The sequence below is a fragment of the Agrobacterium tumefaciens genome, from assembly GCF_013337285.1.
Lineage (GTDB): Bacteria > Pseudomonadota > Alphaproteobacteria > Rhizobiales > Rhizobiaceae > Agrobacterium > Agrobacterium burrii.
Window position 1 is genome coordinate 489,388 of sequence record NZ_SUPW01000003.1, and the last position, 17,601, is coordinate 506,988.

A 17,601-nucleotide genomic window follows, 5' to 3' on the forward strand; every position below is an offset into this window, starting at 1 on the left:
CTTTCGTACTTGATACTGGAGAAGCAGATGCGGATCGTCGTTTACAGCGCCAAGCCATATGACAGGCAGTTCCTTGATGCCGCGGTACGTCCCGGCATGCGGATACAATATTGCGAAGCGCGCCTGTCTCCTGAAACGGTGGCGTTGGCGGAGGGAGCCGATGCTATCTGCGCTTTCGTCAATGACGACCTGTCGCGGCCCGTGCTCGAAAGGCTGACGGAAATGGGCGTGCGACTCGTCGCCCTGCGCTGCGCCGGTTTCAACCAGGTCGATCTCGTGGCCGCCGAAAAGCTGGGCCTAACCATCGCCCGCGTTCCCGCCTATTCGCCCTATGCGGTTGCCGAACATACAATGGCGCTCATCCTGTCACTCAACCGCAAGATCCACCGCGCCTATAACCGCGTCCGCGAAGGCAACTTCGCCCTTGATGGCCTGCTTGGTTTCGATCTCCACGGCAAGACCATCGGCATTGTCGGCACGGGGAAGATCGGCGCGATTTTTGCGCGTATCGCAGCCGGCTTCGGCTGCCGTCTCATCGGCCACGACATTCGCCCGAATCCTGATTGCGAGGCGCTGGGCATGGCCTATGTCACGCGGGAGGAACTGTTCCGGACATCGGACATTCTTACGCTGATGTGCCCGCTCACGCCGGAAACCAGGCACCTGATCCGCAAGGAGACGCTGCCCCTTCTCAAAAAAGGCGTGATGCTCATCAACACCAGCCGCGGCGCGATCATCGACACGCAGGCCGCGATCACGGGTCTGAAAGACGGTAGGATCGGTTCTCTCGGCATCGATGTTTATGAGGAGGAGGCCGATCTCTTTTTCGAAGATCTTTCCAATGACGTGCTGCGCGACGACGTCTTTGCGCGGTTGCTGACCTTCCCCAATGTTCTGGTGACCGGCCATCAGGGGTTTTTCACGCAGGAAGCCCTCAAAAACATTGCGGACACCACGATCGGCAATATCGAAAGCTTCATCAGAACCGGCAAGGCGCTGCATGCGGTTTCCACGGAGCAGCTTGCAGGCCCCGTTTAGCGCTGCTGCCCCGACCCTGAAGATTATGCTTCGAGCCTGCGGAAATTGTCGGCAGGTCGATTGCCCGCCCCAAATCCCCAGTATAGGTTTCAAGCAATCTTTTCAGAGCTTTCAAACCGGACCGGTCGAGCGACAGATGCAACTCAAAGACTGCTATAATTTCCACGATTTTCGCCGCATGGCCAAACAGCGTCTTCCCGGGCCGATCTTCAACTACATAGATGGCGCGGCCGACGATGAAGTGACGTATCGGCGAAATACAGCCGCCTTTGAAAACTGCGACCTTGTTCCGGATGTGCTGCGCGGCGTGTCCGACGTGGACATGTCGGTGACCGTCATGGGGCAAAAGCTCTCCATGCCGGTCTATTGTTCCCCAACGGCGCTGCAGCGCCTCTTCCACCATCAAGGAGAGCGGGCGGTCGCGGCAGCGGCGGGAAAATTCGGCACGATGTTCGGCGTCTCCTCGCTCGGCACCACCAGCCTTGAAGAAGCGCGCCGGATCAGCGGTGGGCCGCAGGTCTATCAATTTTATTTCCACAAGGATCGTGGTCTCAACCGCGAGATGATGGCACGCGCCAAAAGTGCCGGCGTCGAGACGATGATGCTGACCGTGGACAGCATTACCGGCGGCAACCGCGAGCGCGACAAGCGCACCGGTTTTGCCATCCCCTTCAAGCTCAATCTCTCCGGCATCGCGCAATTCGCCATCAAGCCGGCCTGGGGCATCAATTACCTGACGCATGAGCGCTTCAGCCTGCCGCAGCTTGACGGCCACATCAAAATGGATGGCGGGGCTCTGTCCATCAGCCGCTATTTCACCGAGATGCTGGACCCTTCCATGAACTGGGATGACGTGGCGCAGATGGTGCGAGAATGGGATGGTCCTTTCTGCCTCAAAGGCGTCATGTCGGTTGACGACGCCCGGCGCGCCGTCGAGATCGGCTGCAGCGGCATCGTGCTCTCCAACCACGGCGGTCGCCAGCTCGATGGTTCCCGCAGCGCCTTCGACCAGCTGGCAGAGATCGTCGATGCGGTCGGCGACCGGATCGACGTGATGATGGATGGCGGCGTACAGCGCGGCACCCACGTTCTGAAAGCCCTGTCTCTGGGCGCAAAGGCTGTGGGGCTCGGTCGCTATTATCTTTTCCCGCTCGCGGCCGCCGGCCAGCCCGGGGTGGAAAGGGCGCTGGAAATGATGCGTATCGAAATCGAACGCGGCATGAAGCTGATGGGCTGCACCACTGTCGAGCAACTGACGCGACGAAACCTGCGGTTTCATGGCTAGCGCCGTATTGCGCATTTCCAGGCAAGGTTACAGCTTTCCGCTGTAATCACAGGCCATTTCCACGGCGTTTCGCCGATATTCCAGGAGCGCTGTGCCGATGTTCCAGATAAGCGCCAGGGATACCAGCACGCAAATGCTGCCGGAAATCAACGAGCGCTTGGCACCCGAGAGAAACAGCCAGCCGATGAAGGCATAGGCTGCAAGCGCTGGTACGGCAGGGATCAGAACCGATATAGGCCCGTCACAATCGGCCGCCTCGATGCCGATGGCGCGATACTCATTCGGCGTTGTCACAACACCGAGGACGGCGACGGGCAACATCGCAACGAGAATGGCATAACGGAAGAAGCGAGGCGTATCGGGCATATCCGCTCCATAGCCGGATAATTAAATGTCGCGACTTGTCCGTAAACTTCCGTACGGACTACTTTGAGGGTGGTCTTTTTTGAAAGCCGCCGTTCAGCCACGCCTGTCAGCGTTCCTGAACAGGAGCTTGCCCGATTTCGCAGAGAAATCCAGTATTTTACGGAATCCAAACTTGGCAGACCGTGCAGAATGTGATTATGGTTGCATGATGCAACCATAATGGATTTGGCATGCCCGAACAGTCCCTTCCCATAAATGACATCCGCTCCACCTCGCGCCGGCTTGTCCGTGAACTCGGTTTCATGGGCGGGGATTTTGCCGGCACCGATCTGCCGCCATCTGCCGTGCATGCCCTGATCGAGATCGAAACATGCCCAGGCATCACGGCGCGCGATCTGGGAAAGCTTCTGCGGCTTGAAAAATCCAGCGTCAGCCGCATGCTTCGCAAACTCATTCTGTCCGGTGATCTTATGGAGGAAGGGGACGGTGAAGATAACCGCATCAAGCGGCTCTATCTGGCCGGGCGAGGGCAGGATCGGGTCGGTGCCATTCACGCCTTCGCAAACCGGCAGGTATCGAGCGCCCTGTCACGGCTTGCCCCGGCGGATGGCCACACCATTCTGGAAGGGCTCCATCTTTACGCCGACGCGCTGGGAGGCCGGATCGATGCCGCAGCTCCCGCCATAGATATCGTCTCAGGATACAGGCCGGGTATCATCGCCCGCATAACGCAGATGCATGCTCTCTATTACGCCCGAACATCCGGCTTCGGCCAGCGTTTCGAATCCGTTGTCGCCGAAGGTCTCGCCTCCTTTTGCAACCGGCTCGAAAGACCGCAAAACGCAATATGGGCCGCAACGCGCGGACAGGAGATTATCGGCTCCGTCGCAATCGACGGCGAAGACTTGGGATCGGACATCGCGCATCTACGCTGGTTCATCGTGGATGACAGCGTGCGCGGTGGCGGTGTAGGGCGCAGGCTGCTTGCAGCCGCTCTGGCCTTCGCCGACAAAAAGGCTTTCGCAGAAACCCATCTATGGACATTCAACGGTCTTTTGGCCGCACGGCACCTTTACGAGACCCATGGTTTCGCCTGTGTCGAGGAACGTCCCGGCAGCCAATGGGGAAGCGAGGTTCTGGAACAGCGCTTTGTCCGTCCCCGGCCAGAATGATCTCTAATCTCTGTGCATGAACCGCCGCATCGAAAGTCGCCGTGCGGCCGTCTCCGGATCATAACCAGACCTATAAGAAGGCGAGCTGAACCTTCATCGATCTGCTTCTGTCACCGGCGGTTTCAAATGCTGCAACCGCCTCTTCCAATGGAAAGGTGCCTGTTAACAGCGGCTTCAGGTCTACGCGGCGCTGGTTAATGAAATCGACGGCAAGTCCGAATTCCTCGTGGAAACGGAAGGTGCCTTTCATCTCGATTTCCTTGGCGACCACCATATTCTGCGGAATGGACACATCCCCGCCGAGACCGAGCTGAACGACGGTGGAACGCGGCTTCAGCGCCTCCAGACCCGACCGGACGGCCCTTTCGTTTCCGGAGGCCTCGAATTGCACGTCGAAATAGCCCTTGTTTGCCGAATAGGCGGAGAGCGCATCCGGATCGCTGGCGACATTGATGACCCGGTCGGCGCCGATGGCGAGCGCCTTTTGCAAAACCGCATCCATGACATCGGTCGCAACGATTTCCCGTGCGCCATGGGCGCGGGCGGCGATGATGGCAAGCGCACCGATCGGCCCGCAGCCGGTGACCAGAACGCGCTTGTCGGTCAATGCGCCGGCGCGGTTGACGCCATGCAGCGTCACTGCAAAGGGTTCGGCCATCGCCGCTTCATGGATAGAGATGCCGTCCCGCACCTTGTGGCACTGATACGCCTCGGCAACGAGACGCTGCCGGAATGCGCCTTGAATATGCGGCATGGGCATCGCGGAGCCATAAAAGCGCATGTTCAGGCATTGGTTCTGCTGGCCCTTCAGGCAAAATTCGCAATGGTTGCAGGGCCGGCTCGGCGATACCGCGACGCGGTCGCCAACGACGAGACCGGAGACACCCTCCCCCAGAGCCTTGATGGTGCCCGCCACCTCATGGCCGAGGATCATCGGCTCACGCACGCGCACGGTGCCGAAGCCGCCGTGATTGTAATAATGCAGGTCGGAGCCGCAGATGCCACCCGCCTCGATGGCGACCTCAATCTGTCCGGGGCCGGGCTGCTCCGCCTCACGTTCTTCGATCCGCAGATCCTTGGCCGCGTGGATGACAACCGCTTTCATATTCGCTCCTCCCATGGGGGTTCGGCATGGCGGCTACTGCCGCCAGGCCATTTCCCTGATTTGTCTCAGATATCGACCACGAGGCCCTTGGCTTTCAGCACAGCCTCTAGCTTGCTGACCTCGACCACCGACTTGCCCTGCTTGTAAGCTTCGATGTAACCGGCCTCGGCATCTTCACGCGCCTGCGAAAGCTTGGCCGCTTCCTGCGCTTCTTCGCGTCGGACGACAACCAGCCCATCGGCATCACCGACGATGATATCGCCCGGATTGATGATTTCGCCGCCGACAATCACCTGATCGTTGACCGCGGCAATGGTCTCCTTGACCGTGCCCTTGATGCAGACGCTGAGCGAAAAGACGGGAAAGCCGAGGTCCCGCAGCTGCAGCGTGTCGCGCACACCGGTATCCGTCACCAGACCGCCGATACCTTTTGCGAGGCAGGCATTGGCGAGAACGTCGCCGAACGAACCAGCCTCTTCATATTCGCCGGCGGAAACGACGATGATGTCGCCCGGCTTGGCATAGTTGATGGCGAGCTGCAGCATGATGTTGTCGCGCGGCGCGCATTTGACCGTAAAGGCCGGGCCGCACAGCTTCATGCGATAATCGACGGGCTTGAGCCGCGAGGACAATGCACCGCGACGCCCCTGCGCCTCATGGATTGTCGCAGGAGAGAATTTGGCAAGGGCTTCAACATCCGCCTTGGCCGGACGCTGCGCGATATCTTTAATGTGGATCATGAAAACCTCCCACGTTGAAACCGTCGGCGAGAACGTCTCGCCGACCGATGATGGTGTTGAATGGATGGAATGATGACTGAAGCTGAGCCGAAGCTCAGGGGATCGGATCGAACTTCAGTTCGGAAAGAGGCACGACCTTGTCGGTGCGCGTCATCTTGTATTCGGTGTTCGGGCCAAGCCACTTGTCCCAGATGCGGTTGATCTCGCCATCCGCATCGAGCTTACGGAGAATTTCGTTGATCTTCGCGGTCAGCGCCGGATTGTCCTTGGCCATACCGATGCCGATGGGCTGGAAGAGCATCGGCTCCTCGATCATCCGCATTGGCTTACCCTTGGTCTTGGATTCGTTGACGAACTTGGTCATCGTCATGGTGTTGCCGACAATGCCGCGCGCCTTGCCCTGCTGAACGGCAAGATAGGCGGACGCCGTATCCTGGAACGTCAGCGGCTCGGACTTGTTGAGCTTGACGGAGAGTTCTGACGTCGAGCCCTTGCTGGACGCGATGCGCTGGCCGACGAAATCAGACTTCTTGGTGCCGGCATCATCGACCGGAACGATCAGCATTTCCTTAGCCAGGTAATATGGGTCGCTGAACTGAATCTGTTCGGCGCGGCTCTGGGTATAAGCGAGGTTGGCGACCGAGAGATCGACACGGCCGAGCTTGACTTCGGGAACGCGCGCTTCAACTGAAACAGGCTTGACCTCGGCCTTGACACCGAGTTCCTTGGCGATGGCGCCGCACAGATCGACGTCAAAGCCGGCCATTTCGCGTGTCTTTGGGTCCGGTGAGGCGAAAGGCGGCACGTCTGCGAATGTTGCGCAACGCAGCGTCTTGTTCGCAATGATCGTGTCGAGCTGATCGGCCTTGGCCGGAATGACTGCGGCCGAGGTGGCAAGCGCCGCGGTAAGCGTAATTGTCTTCCAGTTCATTTCAGTTCTCCCTGTTATTATAGAGGTTGGGTTGGTAATTCAGTCCGGAGCGGATTTTTTGCGAAACCGCTCATATTTGTCGCCATCTCGCCCTAGTGCCTGAGATCAGCGAGAAAACGCTGGGCACGGGGGTGTTGCGGATTTTTGAAAAACTCGTCCGGCTTGGCCGTTTCGATGATGCGCCCGGCATCGATGAACCAGATGCGGTCAGCCACTTCACGGGCAAAGCCCATTTCATGGGTGACACACAGCATAGTCATGCCTTCGGCGGCGAGGCTCTTCATGACGGCGAGCACCTCACCTACCATTTCCGGGTCGAGAGCGGAGGTCGGTTCGTCGAACAACATGACCGGCGGCTCCATGGCGAGCGCCCGCGCAATGGCGACGCGCTGCTGCTGGCCGCCAGAGAGCTGGGCCGGGTAAGAGCTGGCCTTGTCGGCCAGGCCGACACGATCAAGAAGCTTCAGCGCCTTTTCATGGGCGACAGCAGGAGCAACGCCCTTCACCCGGATAGGCGACATCGAGACATTCTCCACCACCGAAAGATGCGGGAAGAGGTTGAAGCTCTGGAAGACGAAACCCACCCGGCTGCGCAGCGCATTCAACTCCTTTGCGCGCATTTGTGCGTGGATGTTCCTGCCATCCAGCGTGATCGAGCCGCTGCTGATCTCCTCCAGACGGTTGATCGTGCGGATGAGGGTGGACTTTCCGGAGCCCGATGGCCCGCAGATGACCACGACCTCGCCACGGGTGACGTTTTCGTTGACATCCTTGAGCACCTGATAATCGCCGTAGCTTTTGCAGACCTGCGAAAGCGTGATGGTGTAGGCGTCCTGAGAGGCGGAAACTGGCGCGGTCATAGCTGCTCCGTAACGATATTGGCGGGGGCCGGTGCGTCTGCCGCAAGCTTGCCGCGCGGGCCGGCCCGCCGGCGGGCTATACGCCGCTCGAGAAGATTGGCGACATGGGTGAGCGACCAGCAGATGATGTAATAAACCAGCGCCAGAATGAGGAAGACCTGGAAAGGCTGGGTCAGGAGCTGGTTATTCACCTGGTTTGCCGCAAAGGTCAGATCCGGCACATTGATGACGTAGCCGAGGGTCGTATCCTTGATGGTGGACACGAATGTAGAAATGAGGCTCGGGATCATGTTGTAGAGCGCCTGCGGCAGGATGATGTAACGCATCGCGCTGAAATATCCGTGCCCCAGCGCCCGCGCCGCATCCATCTGCCCGGCCCCAAGCGATACGATGCCGGCGCGTACGACCTCGCTCATGAAAGCGCCCTGATAGATGACCAGCGTTGCCAGCATGGTGACGAAGCTCGGCACATCCGCCCCGGTCCATAGCGGAACGAGAAAATAGCTCCAGAGGATGAGCATCAGCAGCGGCACGCCACGGGTGAAATACACCACGGCGGTGACCGGCCAGCGCAGCAGCCGCCATTTCGACAGCCGTGCCAGCGCCATCAGGATGCTGACGGGAAAGGCGAACGCGATGCTGAGCGCCGACAGGATAAGCGTGTTGGCAAGGCCGCCCAGCGGCCCGTTGGGATATTGGCCAATCAGGAGAAGCAACCAATAATCCTGCACGATTGCGATCATGTCGTGGATCATGCCCGCGCCCTCCGCAGTGGATCGGCACGCATGGAGATATAGGCTCCAAGACCCATGATCAGCAGCGAGAAGAACAGATAAAGCACTGTCGCGACCAGGTAGACCTCAAACGTCCGGAAACTCAGATTTTCGACTTCCTTGACCGCATGGGTGAGTTCGGGTGCCCCGATCAGAACCCCGAGACTGCTGTTCTTGAACAGCGAGGTGCTGTGGTTGATCAGCGGCGGCAGCGCGTTGCGAACGCCCTGCGGCATGATGACGAAACGCATGGCCGAGACATAGCTGTGACCGAGCGCACGCGCCGCTTCCATCTGGCCGGGATTGATGGAACGCACGCCGGAGCGCAAATCTTCACTGAAATAGGCAGCCTGACAGAGGCCGAGGCCAATGATGGCGAAGATCGATTCCGCATTGTGGCTGGACAGCCAGTTCGCCAGCCCGCTTGGCAGCAGTGTGAAAACGCCGAAATACCAGAGCATCAGCTGCACCAGCGTCGGAACGTTACGGTGATAGGAAACATAGGCCGCCACCAGCGGATCACCGAAGCGGAAAGGTGACAGGCGAATGGCAAGCAGCACGATGGCCAGCGACATGGCAAGCAGCCACGAGCCGGCATAGATGATGAACGTCATCTGGATGCCATGCAAAAGCATCGAGACATAGTCCGCATTGTTCAGAATTGCCCAGAGGTCAAAACCGCTCACGCGACTTTTCCTCCGGCTCCGCCCGCCGCGGCCTGATTTTCAGCCGGCCTATTTTCAACCGTCTGGGGCTTGGCCGTCTGCAGCCCGCCCATGACCTGAAGCGTCGGGGTGATTTCCATATGGCCGATATTCATGGCCACGGGTGCGGCAATGGCGAAGGCGATCGCATCGGCGATATCGGACGCCTGCGGCAGCTCAAAACCATCGATGAAGCGCTCGCGAATGCTCGGATCATTGCCGTGCACATGCGTAAATATGTCGGTTGCAACGCGGCCGGGGCAAATTTCCGTCACCCGCACACGTTTGCCGAAAGCATCGATGCGCAGCTGGTTGGACAACATCGCCACGCCCGCCTTGCTGGCGTGATAGATGGAGTTGCCGCCGAAATTATAATTGCCGGCAATGGAAGAGATGTTGATGACGTGGCCGCGATCGCGCGTCACCATACCCGGCACCACCATGCGGCACAGATGCAGCACCGCGCGCAGGTTGACGTCGATCAGGAGATCGATATCGCTTTCATCCGCTTCCAGAAACTTCTTCGGACGATCTACACCGGCATTGTTCACGAGAACATCGAACGCGACCTCGCTGGTGAGTTTTGCAAGAGCCGGCCGGTCAGTCACATCGATGACATGCGCGAAGCAACCCGTGCGCTTCGCTAATTGCTTCAGCGCGTCCGCACTTCTGGCAACCGCATGGACTTCCAGCCCCTCACGGCAAAGCCGCTCGACGACGGCTGCGCCAATCCCGGAAGATGCGCCGGTCACGAGTGCGGTCTTGTAGTCTGAGAATGGCATGTTTGTCCCCTATCGTTGACCAAACATTAGTGAAGCTTTCATCGCTTGCCTAAGACCGATTTTTTTTGGAGTAATAAGCAACTTGTATGGATGACGGATGCGAGCGCTACTTTCGACGCTGCATCAGTCCCGCCGGCGAAAAAGCACAACCGCGCCGTCACCGCCCGAACCGGCGAAATCACCTAAACGACCGGCGTCGGCAAGTCTCTCCCCGCAAAATGCGCGTCCAGATTGGCGAGAACCAACGCGCCCATTTCCAGCCGTGTCTCATGGGTGGCGGCGCCGATATGCGGCGCGAGGACCACATTGCGCATGCCGAAGAGTGCCTCGGGAACCTGCGGTTCGTTCTCGAAGACATCGAGTGCCGCACCTTTCAGCCCACCCCCCATGAGAATATCGACAAGCGCCTTTTCATCGACAAGCGACCCTCTGGCGACATTGACGAGAACCCCGTCCGGCCCAAGGGCCTCCAGCACCTCTCGGTTGATGGCGTGTTTCGTCTCCGGCGTCGCCGCAGCCGCGACAATCAGGACGTCGCAGGCACTCGCAAGCGATACCGCCGTCGAATGATATTCATAAGCCACATCCTGTTTTTGCCGACTGAAATAAGAAATTTCCGTATTAAAGGCTTCCAGCCGCGCGGCGATGGCCCGGCCTATGCGGCCGAGCCCGTAAATGCCGTAACGCCGCCGCGAGGCCTTGTTGCCGAGCGGCATCTCGCCTCTTTTCCATGCGCCGGAGCGGACATGGTGATCGGCGCTGACGAGTTGGCGTAGCAGCATGACGGAGAGGCCGATAGCGAGATCGGCAACATCTTCGGTCAACACATCCGGCGTGTTCGTTACCCTGAAACCACGTGCGCGGGCCTGATCGAGATCGACCTTGTCGAAGCCGACACCGTTTATCGCGACGATTTCAAGAGCCGGCAGGCAGGCGGCGAGTTCAGGGGCAACGCCGATATGGCCGCCGGTGACGACAGCCTTTATCGACGCCGCCTCCGCCTGCAAAAACGCCTGCTTGTCGGATATTTCGTGCCAGCGATGGACCCGGAAACGCTTTTGCAGCTCCGCCTCGATTTGCGGCTGGAGCGGATAGGTTTGCAGAAGATCGGGCTTCATACGCGCTCCTTACCCGCGACCGACGAAAGGCATGCCGCTCGCCATCACGGTCATGGTCAGCACATTCGCCTCCAGCGGCAGCGAGGCCATATGCACCACGGCTCTGGCGACAATGCCGGCATCGATGGTCGGCTCAATGGCGGTGCTGCCATCAGCCTGCAGCACGCCGGTGGCCATGGCGCGGGTCATCTCAGTGCTGGCGTTGCCTATATCGATCTGCCCGCAGGCGATGTTGAACGCCCGACCGTCCAGAGCGGCCGACTTTGTAAGACCGGTAATCGCATGTTTGGTCGCGGTATAAGGCGCGGACCGCGGCCGCGGCGTGGTGGCCGAAATCGAGCCATTATTGATGATGCGCCCGCCCTGTGGCGACTGCGCCTTCATCTGACGAAACGCCGCCTGCGTGCAGAGGAAAGCGCCGGTGAGGTTCGCTCCCACCACGGCATTCCAGGTTTCGAACGGTACATCTTCGATATGGACCGCCGGCGCCGACATGCCGGCATTGTTGACGAGAAGGTCAAGACGGCCAAAACGCCCGATGACATCGGCAAACAGCTGTTCGACATCGGCCGGAACGGAAATATCAGCCGCGACGGCCAGAACACGGTCTCCATGCTCTCGCCATTCGGCAGCGGCGGCATCGAGAACCTCCCGTCGCCGACCCGTGATCGCGACAGTGTATCCCTCTCCCAGAAGGGCTGAGGCAATCGCCTTGCCGACGCCTGTTCCTCCGCCCGTGACGAGCGCGATCTTTGCCTTAGTCATAATGCTTTCCCCTCCAGCTCATCCTCCACATGCGCCTGAATGATTTCGGCAAAGGACGTTTCCGCCCGGAAGCCGAGCGACAAAGCAAGCTGCGGATCATAATCCTCCGCCCAGCCGTCGACGATCCGGATGATCCGCTCATCGGGAATACGCTTGATAAGCGCCACAGCCTTTTCCCCGGCAAAGGCACGCAGAGCCTCGATCTCGTCGGCCACCGTGGCCGAAAGCCCTGGCATGATGAGATTGCGGCGAACGCCAAGCCCGGAGAGGTCGACGGTTGCGGCACGAAGTAGGAAGGCGACGGCCGAGCGCGGGCTGGCGAACCAGTGCCGTACGGTATCGGCAACGGGCAGCACCGCTTCCTGACCTACCAGCGGTTCGCGCAGGATATTGGAGAAGAAGCCGGAAGCCGCCGCATTCGGTTTGCCGGGGCGGATGCAGATGGTGGGCAGGCGGATGCTGACGCCATCAAAGAAACCACGACGACTATAGTCTGAAAGCAATAGCTCCACGATCGCCTTTTGTGTGCCGTAGCTGGTCAGCGGAGCCGTCAGGAACTCATCACCGATCACTTTGGGGAAAGGCGAGCCGAACACGGCGAGCGACGAGCAGAACACCACGCGCGGCCGATATCCGTCCTTCTGATGTTCCAGACGAATGGCTTCGAACAGCGAGCGTCCGCCATCGAGGTTGATGCGATAACCTTTCTCGAAATCGGCCTCCGCTTCGCCCGAAACCACGGCGGCGAGGTTGAAGATCACATCCGGTCGCTTGGCGATCAGCTTTTCGGCTACGCCGGCATTTGACAGATCACTGCGCTCAATGGTCACCGTGCCGCCGAAGCCTTTCGGTGCAACCGGCTCGAAAACATCTGTCAGCGTCATTTCGGTGATCTTCTCACCACCAAGCATTCCGTCCGCAGCAAGGCGCTGCGTCAATTTGCGGCCGATCATTCCCGCCGCGCCGATTATCAGAATATGCATTATCTCACCTTTGCTTGGCCGGCGGTGCCGGCTCGATTGATTGTCAGTCGTCGTCACCCTGAAACACCACCTCGCGACGGCGCATGATCGCCGGCATCGCCATCATGATGACGACAATGGCGGACAAAGCGAGCAGGGTGGCGCTGATCGGATGGGTGATGAATGTCGCAAAACTGCCCTGCGAGATCAGCAACCCAAGGCGCATGTTCTGTTCCAGAAGCGGACCGAGCACGAAACCCAGCACCAGAGGTGCCGGCTCGCAGCCGATCTTGCGCAGAAAGAAGCCGACGATGCCGAAGACCGCGCAGAACAGGACATCGACGACGCTGTAGGACAGGCCATAGGCTCCGATGGCGCAGAACATCAAAATGGCGGGGCACAAAAAGCGGTAGGGAATACCGAGAAGGCGAACCCAGATGCCGATCAGCGGCAGGTTCAACACCAGGAGCAGCAGATTGCCGACCCACATGCTGGCGATCAGCCCCCAGAAGAGATCGGGCCGCGACTGCATGACTTCAGGTCCCGGCGTGATGCCCTGGATCATCATTGCCCCAACCATCAGCGCCATCAATCCATTCGCGGGAATGCCGAGCGTCAGAAGCGGAATGAAGGAAGTCTGCGCGCCGGCATTATTGGCGCTTTCCGGCCCCGCCAGCCCTTCGATCGCGCCCTTGCCGAAACGGGAGGGATCCTTGGCGATCTTGCGCTCCAGCGCGTAGCTGGCGAAAGAACTCATGATCGCCCCGCCGCCGGGCAGCACGCCAAGGAAGGAGCCGAGCGCTGTGCCGCGCAACACGGCCGGAAAGGCCTGTTTGAAATCCTGCCGGGTCGGCATCAGCGATCCGGTCTTTGCTGCCCCTGCATCACGCTCCACGCCCTGCTGAAGGTTGAAGAGAATTTCGCTGACGCCGAGCAGCCCGATGGCCAGCACGACGAAGTCGATGCCGTCGAACAGTTCCGCCATGCCGAAGGTAAACCGTTGCTCCCCGGATGTCGGATCGATGCCAACGAGGCTGAGCGCAATACCGAAGGCGACCATGCCGACCGCCTTGATCGGCGATCCGCTCGACAGGAAGACGGCAAATAGCAGCCCGAAGATCACCAGACTGAAATAATCGGCCGGCCCGAAGGCAAGCGCAACGGCCGAAAGCGGCTTTGCGACAACCACGATCAAGACAGTCGCCACTGTGCCGGCAAAAAACGAGCCGAGCGCCGCCGTGGCCAGCGCCACACCCGCCCTGCCTTGGCGCGCCATGGCATAACCATCGATGCAGGTAACGACGGACGAGGATTCGCCCGGCAGATTGACGAGGATCGCCGTGGTCGAGCCGCCATATTGCGCGCCATAAAAAATGCCCGCGAGCATGATCAGCGCCGCCGTATCCGGCATCGTATAGGTGATCGGCAAAAGCAGCGCGACGGTGGCGGAAGGGCCGATGCCCGGCAGGATGCCGATCATCGTACCAAGCGTGACACCCAGCAGGCAGTAGAAAAGGTTTACCGGCGTGACGGCCACACCGAACCCGAGGATGATATTGGAAAAAAGATCAGTCATGGCAGCAGCGGTATCCTCTGTCCGAGGCCGACAACGAAAATGAGGATGCAGGCGAGGATGAGCACTGCGGAAAGCAGCAGGACCTCAACCGGCCTGATCCTGCCATAGGCGATGCAGGCGAGCACGATCAGCACGAAGGCAGCGGCAATGAAGCCCAATGGCTCGATCAGCAGCGCGAAACCGGCAATGCCGGCCACCGCCAGAAACGGGCGTATTTTCGGCGCCACCCACGCTTCGGACGGTGTCTTTCCCAGCAAATCCTGCAAAAGCAGTACGATGCCCAGCGCGAACATTAATCCCGCGATGACCGTCGGCATATAGCCCGGACCAGGCTGGAAATTGGTGCCCATGCTCAGCGGCCGCGCACCATAATAAAGCCCGGCGGCGGCAACCAGAAAGAAAGCCCCGGACAGAATATTCGCAGTCAGTTTCGAGCCGTGTTCGGCCATGATTATCTCCCCTCCTCATCGAGGAATACGCCGCGCCTCCCAACACGGCGTATTCACATGTCGAAACACTGGCTCAATCGGCCCAGACACATCCCTTCGAACGCATCATTTCGTAGCGATCCTCGATATCCATCCTGCCCTGACGGTGCAGTTCCATCATGTGGTTCTCGTGGTCGTCGCGCTCCCGGCAAGCCTTGACGAGTTTCGGGATATCGTTCTCGCGAACGACGACAACGCCGTCATCATCGCCGCAGACGATATCGCCGGGGCTGATCAGTTCGCCGCCCACCACAACCGGATGGTTGATGGTGCCGAGCGTGTCCTTGGAGGTGCCCTTCATGCAAAGCCCGAGAGAAAACACCGGGAAACCGATCTCGCGCAGCCCCTTGCCGTCACGCACGGCGGCGCTGACCACAAAGCCGACAATGCCTTTACCGATGCAGGCGGCAGCCAGCACATCGCCAAAGCCGCCCTGATTGGGATTGTCACCGCCGTCAATGACAAGCACATCGCCGGGCTTTGCGAGATTGATGGCTTCGAAAATCATCAGATTGTCGCCGATATGGCATTTCGCGGTGATCGCAGGACCGCAGATTTTCAGGCCCGGCTTGATCGGCTTGATGCGATAATCGAGCGCGCCAAGCTTGCCCTGCGCCTCATGAATGGTGGCGGGGCTGAACTTGCTGATCGCCTCGATATCGGCTTTGGAAGGGCGCTGGAAATTGCGGATGACATGGGCCATTGGCCGGGTTCCTTTCAACAGTGGGTCGTACCTGGGCCACACGCAGGCCCAAGCGTCATTTTGGTTAGGGTGAGAGAAACGGTCGGGTCCTTGCCGGCCGCTTATTTTGTCCAGGGCTTGCTTTTCCAGAGCTCGGCCAGATTGGCATTGCCCTTCTTGAGCGCCTCGGCAAATTCGGCCTGGGTCAGCGGCAGCGTCGTCAGTTCGCGCTTCTTGGCGTCGGCAAGATAATCCGGGTCCTTCAGCGCCTTCTGGAAGGCATCGACCAGCTTGGCCTCCACCTCCGCTGGCAGGTCTTTCGGCGCACCGAAACCCGCAAGCAGGCTGAACTGAATATCGTAGCCGGCTTCCTTGAAGGTCGGCACATCAGGCGAGAGCGGCGAGCGCTCGGTGCCCGAGGTCGCCAGTACACGAAGTGCACCGGAACGATTGTCGGCAAAAACCTCGTTGAGGTTCATGAAACCGAGCGTGACGTGGTTGCCGAGCATGGCGAGCCTTGCCGGTCCGCCGCCGTTGAAGGGAACGAAGTTGAGCTTCACGCCCGCCGCGTCTTCAAACAGCAGGGCGGTGATCTGGCTCGGATGGCCGATGCCGGTCACGCCAACCACGACCGGGTTCGCCTTGGCGGCCTCAACGAATTCCCTGGCGGTCTTGATCGGCGACACCTTGTTGACGGTCAGCGCCAGATCGCCACCGATCTGGTTTGCGAGCGGCGTGAAGGCGTCCTCCTTGTAGGTGGCATTGCCCTGCACGATCGGCGAATACATGGACGGAAAATTCAGCGCACCGATGGTGTAACCATCAGGCTTGGCATTGGCGATATAGGTCGCGCCGATCAGCCCGCCAGCACCTTCGCGGTTTTCCACCACGACCGACGTGCCGAGATATTTTTCAAGATAGGGCACCAGCGCCCGCGACTGGATATCGGTGCCGCCGCCGGCCGGATAACCGATGACCAGCGTCACCGGCCGCTCCGGATATTCCGCCGCCGCCCCTCCCGCAGCAAGGATTCCCGCCGCTGCCAGCACGCCAAACAGAGATGTCTTCAAACGCATATCTTTTCCTCCCCGATACGCTTTCACCGGGGAGGCTAGGAAGAAGCCATCAACAACACAAATACCGAGTTTTTAAATTACCCATACAAATCTTTTATGGGTTGAGCGAAGGCTCGCGCCTTGCGACCGATTGCAACAGGCCTCGAAACAGCCTGAAGGTGCGCTCATCCACCTCCCTGCCCTTCAGCAGATGGATGGAGCGATAGATAACCGGATCGGTGATATGCGCGGCCTGAAGCTGGCCGGCCTCCTGTTCCTGCTGAACCGAATTCCATGACAGGATCGTCGCACCGATGCCGGCGCTGACGGCGCGTTTGATGGTATCCTGCCCGTCGATCTCCATCGTCACATTCAGATGAATACCGGCGCGGGCGGCAGCCTCGTCTATCGATACGCGCAGCGGATTATCCTTTGGCGGCAGAATGAGGTCTAGCTTTGCCGCCGCCTCAAGCGGCATCGACCGGCCGAGTGGCCTTGAGGACACGGCAAACAGGCTCTCCTTGACGATAAGGTCGTCAACCTTTTCTTCCGCACCGACCAGCGCGACCGCCATATCCACCTTGCCGAGACGGATGAGGCGCAGCGATTCATCATTGCGCGCCTCTATCAGCCGCAGCGAGACCTTGGGCATCGAAGTAGCGACTTCGCTGATGATGCTTGGTGCAAAGGCCGTCGCCCAGGAAGGGATGAGGCTCAGCCGGATCACCCGCTCATCCAGATAGGCCATGGCGCGGATTTCCGCTTCCGCCTGCCTCACCTTCTCGGTGATCTCGCGTGCATGGGCGAGAAGCACTTCACCCTTCTCCGTCGCCTTCACGCCGCGCGCCAGCCGGTGCAGAACGGGAAAACCCACCAGCCGCTCCAGTTCCGCGATGTGGTGACTAAGCGCCGGCTGGGCGATCCCCAATTGCCGCGCCGCCGCCGACATGGAGCCGCAATCGGCAATCGCGACCAGATATCGCAGCCTGCGCAAATCCAACATGCCCGCTTCCACTCCCGCCGCTTCGAGATGTGATCATGACACCAAATCGCCATCACGACCTAGGGCAAAAAGCCCTTTTTCGCGAAAGGTGGGCAATGGGCCAAGTGATGGGGTAAGACAAGATTCTTATGACAGCCGGCTAAGGCTTTTCTCGACCCTCCCGCCATGACACGGTCCTGGCTGTGATGGGGAGCGG

At 59.7% G+C, this 17,601-nt stretch carries 19 protein-coding genes; 3 read left to right on the forward strand and 16 right to left on the reverse strand.

What is annotated here, in order from left to right; all coding sequences use genetic code 11:
* Window positions 1-27 precede the first annotated feature (27 nt).
* Both FCH38_RS12375 and FCH38_RS12380 read left to right on the forward strand, forming a co-directional pair.
* Complete coding sequence (locus tag FCH38_RS12375) at window positions 28-1,038, forward strand: 2-hydroxyacid dehydrogenase (RefSeq protein ID WP_174373947.1); 1,011 nt, start codon at window positions 28-30, stop codon at window positions 1,036-1,038.
* A 136-nt stretch (window positions 1,039-1,174) separates the two neighbouring features.
* Complete coding sequence (locus FCH38_RS12380) at window positions 1,175-2,323, forward strand: alpha-hydroxy acid oxidase (RefSeq protein ID WP_149899617.1); 1,149 nt, start codon at window positions 1,175-1,177, stop codon at window positions 2,321-2,323.
* 27 nt (window positions 2,324-2,350) lie between these two features.
* Here FCH38_RS12380 and FCH38_RS12385 read toward each other — a convergent pair whose 3' ends face one another.
* Window positions 2,351-2,689, reverse strand: a complete 339-nt coding sequence (locus tag FCH38_RS12385; protein ID WP_174373948.1) for a hypothetical protein — start codon at window positions 2,687-2,689, stop codon at window positions 2,351-2,353.
* Window positions 2,690-2,919: 230 nt separating this feature from the next.
* Here FCH38_RS12385 and FCH38_RS12390 point away from each other — a divergent pair, with 230 nt between their 5' ends.
* On the forward strand, window positions 2,920-3,861 hold the full coding sequence (locus FCH38_RS12390) for a bifunctional helix-turn-helix transcriptional regulator/GNAT family N-acetyltransferase (protein WP_174373949.1): 942 nt from the start codon (window positions 2,920-2,922) through the stop codon (window positions 3,859-3,861).
* Window positions 3,862-3,931: 70 nt separating this feature from the next.
* Here FCH38_RS12390 and FCH38_RS12395 read toward each other — a convergent pair whose 3' ends face one another.
* From FCH38_RS12395 to FCH38_RS12465, 15 genes are all read right to left on the reverse strand, one after another.
* Window positions 3,932-4,966, reverse strand: coding sequence for an L-idonate 5-dehydrogenase (locus tag FCH38_RS12395; protein WP_174373950.1), 1,035 nt, complete (start codon window positions 4,964-4,966; stop codon window positions 3,932-3,934).
* A gap of 65 nt (window positions 4,967-5,031) precedes the next feature.
* The gene (locus FCH38_RS12400; protein WP_153514310.1) at window positions 5,032-5,706 is read right to left on the reverse strand and encodes a 4-carboxy-4-hydroxy-2-oxoadipate aldolase/oxaloacetate decarboxylase; all 675 of its coding nucleotides are present in this window, start codon (window positions 5,704-5,706) and stop codon (window positions 5,032-5,034) included.
* A gap of 94 nt (window positions 5,707-5,800) precedes the next feature.
* A complete protein-coding gene (locus tag FCH38_RS12405; RefSeq protein WP_174373951.1) occupies window positions 5,801-6,637 on the reverse strand; it encodes an ABC transporter substrate-binding protein in 837 nt (278 codons plus the stop codon).
* Between the two features lie 92 nt (window positions 6,638-6,729).
* Window positions 6,730-7,497, reverse strand: coding sequence for an amino acid ABC transporter ATP-binding protein (locus tag FCH38_RS12410; protein ID WP_174373952.1), 768 nt, complete (start codon window positions 7,495-7,497; stop codon window positions 6,730-6,732).
* Window positions 7,494-8,252: an amino acid ABC transporter permease gene (locus tag FCH38_RS12415; protein ID WP_174373953.1), complete on the reverse strand. Its 759-nt coding sequence runs from the start codon at window positions 8,250-8,252 to the stop codon at window positions 7,494-7,496. Before FCH38_RS12415 ends, FCH38_RS12410 begins: the two co-directional genes overlap by 4 nt.
* Window positions 8,249-8,956 carry an amino acid ABC transporter permease gene (locus FCH38_RS12420; RefSeq protein ID WP_149899624.1) on the reverse strand — a complete coding sequence of 236 codons (708 nt, stop codon included), beginning with the start codon at window positions 8,954-8,956 and terminating at the stop codon, window positions 8,249-8,251. The genes FCH38_RS12415 and FCH38_RS12420 overlap by 4 nt, the downstream gene beginning before the upstream one ends.
* The gene (locus FCH38_RS12425; RefSeq protein ID WP_174373954.1) at window positions 8,953-9,756 is read right to left on the reverse strand and encodes an SDR family oxidoreductase; all 804 of its coding nucleotides are present in this window, start codon (window positions 9,754-9,756) and stop codon (window positions 8,953-8,955) included. Before FCH38_RS12425 ends, FCH38_RS12420 begins: the two co-directional genes overlap by 4 nt.
* 182 nt (window positions 9,757-9,938) lie before the next feature.
* Complete coding sequence (locus FCH38_RS12430; RefSeq protein WP_174373955.1) at window positions 9,939-10,874, reverse strand: 2-hydroxyacid dehydrogenase; 936 nt, start codon at window positions 10,872-10,874, stop codon at window positions 9,939-9,941.
* Between the two features lie 9 nt (window positions 10,875-10,883).
* Window positions 10,884-11,639: an SDR family oxidoreductase gene (locus FCH38_RS12435; protein WP_174373956.1), complete on the reverse strand. Its 756-nt coding sequence runs from the start codon at window positions 11,637-11,639 to the stop codon at window positions 10,884-10,886.
* Window positions 11,636-12,622: a D-erythronate dehydrogenase gene (gene denD, locus FCH38_RS12440; RefSeq protein ID WP_174373957.1), complete on the reverse strand. Its 987-nt coding sequence runs from the start codon at window positions 12,620-12,622 to the stop codon at window positions 11,636-11,638. Before denD ends, FCH38_RS12435 begins: the two co-directional genes overlap by 4 nt.
* Window positions 12,623-12,665: 43 nt before the next feature.
* Window positions 12,666-14,177 (reverse strand): tripartite tricarboxylate transporter permease, encoded by a 1,512-nt coding sequence (locus FCH38_RS12445; RefSeq protein ID WP_174373958.1) that lies wholly within the window; start codon window positions 14,175-14,177, stop codon window positions 12,666-12,668.
* Entirely contained in the window at window positions 14,174-14,626 is a 453-nt protein-coding gene (locus FCH38_RS12450; protein WP_174373959.1) for a tripartite tricarboxylate transporter TctB family protein, read from the reverse strand. The genes FCH38_RS12445 and FCH38_RS12450 overlap by 4 nt, the downstream gene beginning before the upstream one ends.
* A gap of 73 nt (window positions 14,627-14,699) precedes the next feature.
* A complete protein-coding gene (locus FCH38_RS12455; protein WP_174373960.1) occupies window positions 14,700-15,368 on the reverse strand; it encodes a 4-carboxy-4-hydroxy-2-oxoadipate aldolase/oxaloacetate decarboxylase in 669 nt (222 codons plus the stop codon).
* A gap of 101 nt (window positions 15,369-15,469) precedes the next feature.
* Window positions 15,470-16,423, reverse strand: a complete 954-nt coding sequence (locus tag FCH38_RS12460; protein ID WP_174373961.1) for a tripartite tricarboxylate transporter substrate binding protein — start codon at window positions 16,421-16,423, stop codon at window positions 15,470-15,472.
* A 94-nt stretch (window positions 16,424-16,517) separates the two neighbouring features.
* Window positions 16,518-17,405: a LysR family transcriptional regulator gene (locus FCH38_RS12465; RefSeq protein ID WP_153514299.1), complete on the reverse strand. Its 888-nt coding sequence runs from the start codon at window positions 17,403-17,405 to the stop codon at window positions 16,518-16,520.
* Window positions 17,406-17,601 lie beyond the last annotated feature (196 nt).

What these genes read in the sequence shown, in the direction of transcription:
- denD (WP_174373957.1), bottom strand. Translation starts at nt 12,622, where the DNA reads ATGCATATTCTGATAATCGGCGCGGCGGGAATGATCGGCCGCAAATTG.
- FCH38_RS12460 (WP_174373961.1), bottom strand. Translation starts at nt 16,423, where the DNA reads ATGCGTTTGAAGACATCTCTGTTTGGCGTGCTGGCAGCGGCGGGAATC.
- FCH38_RS12435 (WP_174373956.1), bottom strand. Translation starts at nt 11,639, where the DNA reads ATGACTAAGGCAAAGATCGCGCTCGTCACGGGCGGAGGAACAGGCGTC.
- FCH38_RS12375 (WP_174373947.1), top strand. Translation starts at nt 28, where the DNA reads ATGCGGATCGTCGTTTACAGCGCCAAGCCATATGACAGGCAGTTCCTT.
- FCH38_RS12445 (WP_174373958.1), bottom strand. Translation starts at nt 14,177, where the DNA reads ATGACTGATCTTTTTTCCAATATCATCCTCGGGTTCGGTGTGGCCGTC.
- FCH38_RS12415 (WP_174373953.1), bottom strand. Translation starts at nt 8,252, where the DNA reads ATGATCCACGACATGATCGCAATCGTGCAGGATTATTGGTTGCTTCTC.
- FCH38_RS12380 (WP_149899617.1), top strand. Translation starts at nt 1,175, where the DNA reads ATGCAACTCAAAGACTGCTATAATTTCCACGATTTTCGCCGCATGGCC.
- FCH38_RS12390 (WP_174373949.1), top strand. Translation starts at nt 2,920, where the DNA reads ATGCCCGAACAGTCCCTTCCCATAAATGACATCCGCTCCACCTCGCGC.
- FCH38_RS12450 (WP_174373959.1), bottom strand. Translation starts at nt 14,626, where the DNA reads ATGGCCGAACACGGCTCGAAACTGACTGCGAATATTCTGTCCGGGGCT.
- FCH38_RS12395 (WP_174373950.1), bottom strand. Translation starts at nt 4,966, where the DNA reads ATGAAAGCGGTTGTCATCCACGCGGCCAAGGATCTGCGGATCGAAGAA.
- FCH38_RS12455 (WP_174373960.1), bottom strand. Translation starts at nt 15,368, where the DNA reads ATGGCCCATGTCATCCGCAATTTCCAGCGCCCTTCCAAAGCCGATATC.
- FCH38_RS12400 (WP_153514310.1), bottom strand. Translation starts at nt 5,706, where the DNA reads ATGATCCACATTAAAGATATCGCGCAGCGTCCGGCCAAGGCGGATGTT.
- FCH38_RS12425 (WP_174373954.1), bottom strand. Translation starts at nt 9,756, where the DNA reads ATGCCATTCTCAGACTACAAGACCGCACTCGTGACCGGCGCATCTTCC.
- FCH38_RS12465 (WP_153514299.1), bottom strand. Translation starts at nt 17,405, where the DNA reads ATGTTGGATTTGCGCAGGCTGCGATATCTGGTCGCGATTGCCGATTGC.
- FCH38_RS12405 (WP_174373951.1), bottom strand. Translation starts at nt 6,637, where the DNA reads ATGAACTGGAAGACAATTACGCTTACCGCGGCGCTTGCCACCTCGGCC.
- FCH38_RS12430 (WP_174373955.1), bottom strand. Translation starts at nt 10,874, where the DNA reads ATGAAGCCCGATCTTCTGCAAACCTATCCGCTCCAGCCGCAAATCGAG.
- FCH38_RS12385 (WP_174373948.1), bottom strand. Translation starts at nt 2,689, where the DNA reads ATGCCCGATACGCCTCGCTTCTTCCGTTATGCCATTCTCGTTGCGATG.
- FCH38_RS12410 (WP_174373952.1), bottom strand. Translation starts at nt 7,497, where the DNA reads ATGACCGCGCCAGTTTCCGCCTCTCAGGACGCCTACACCATCACGCTT.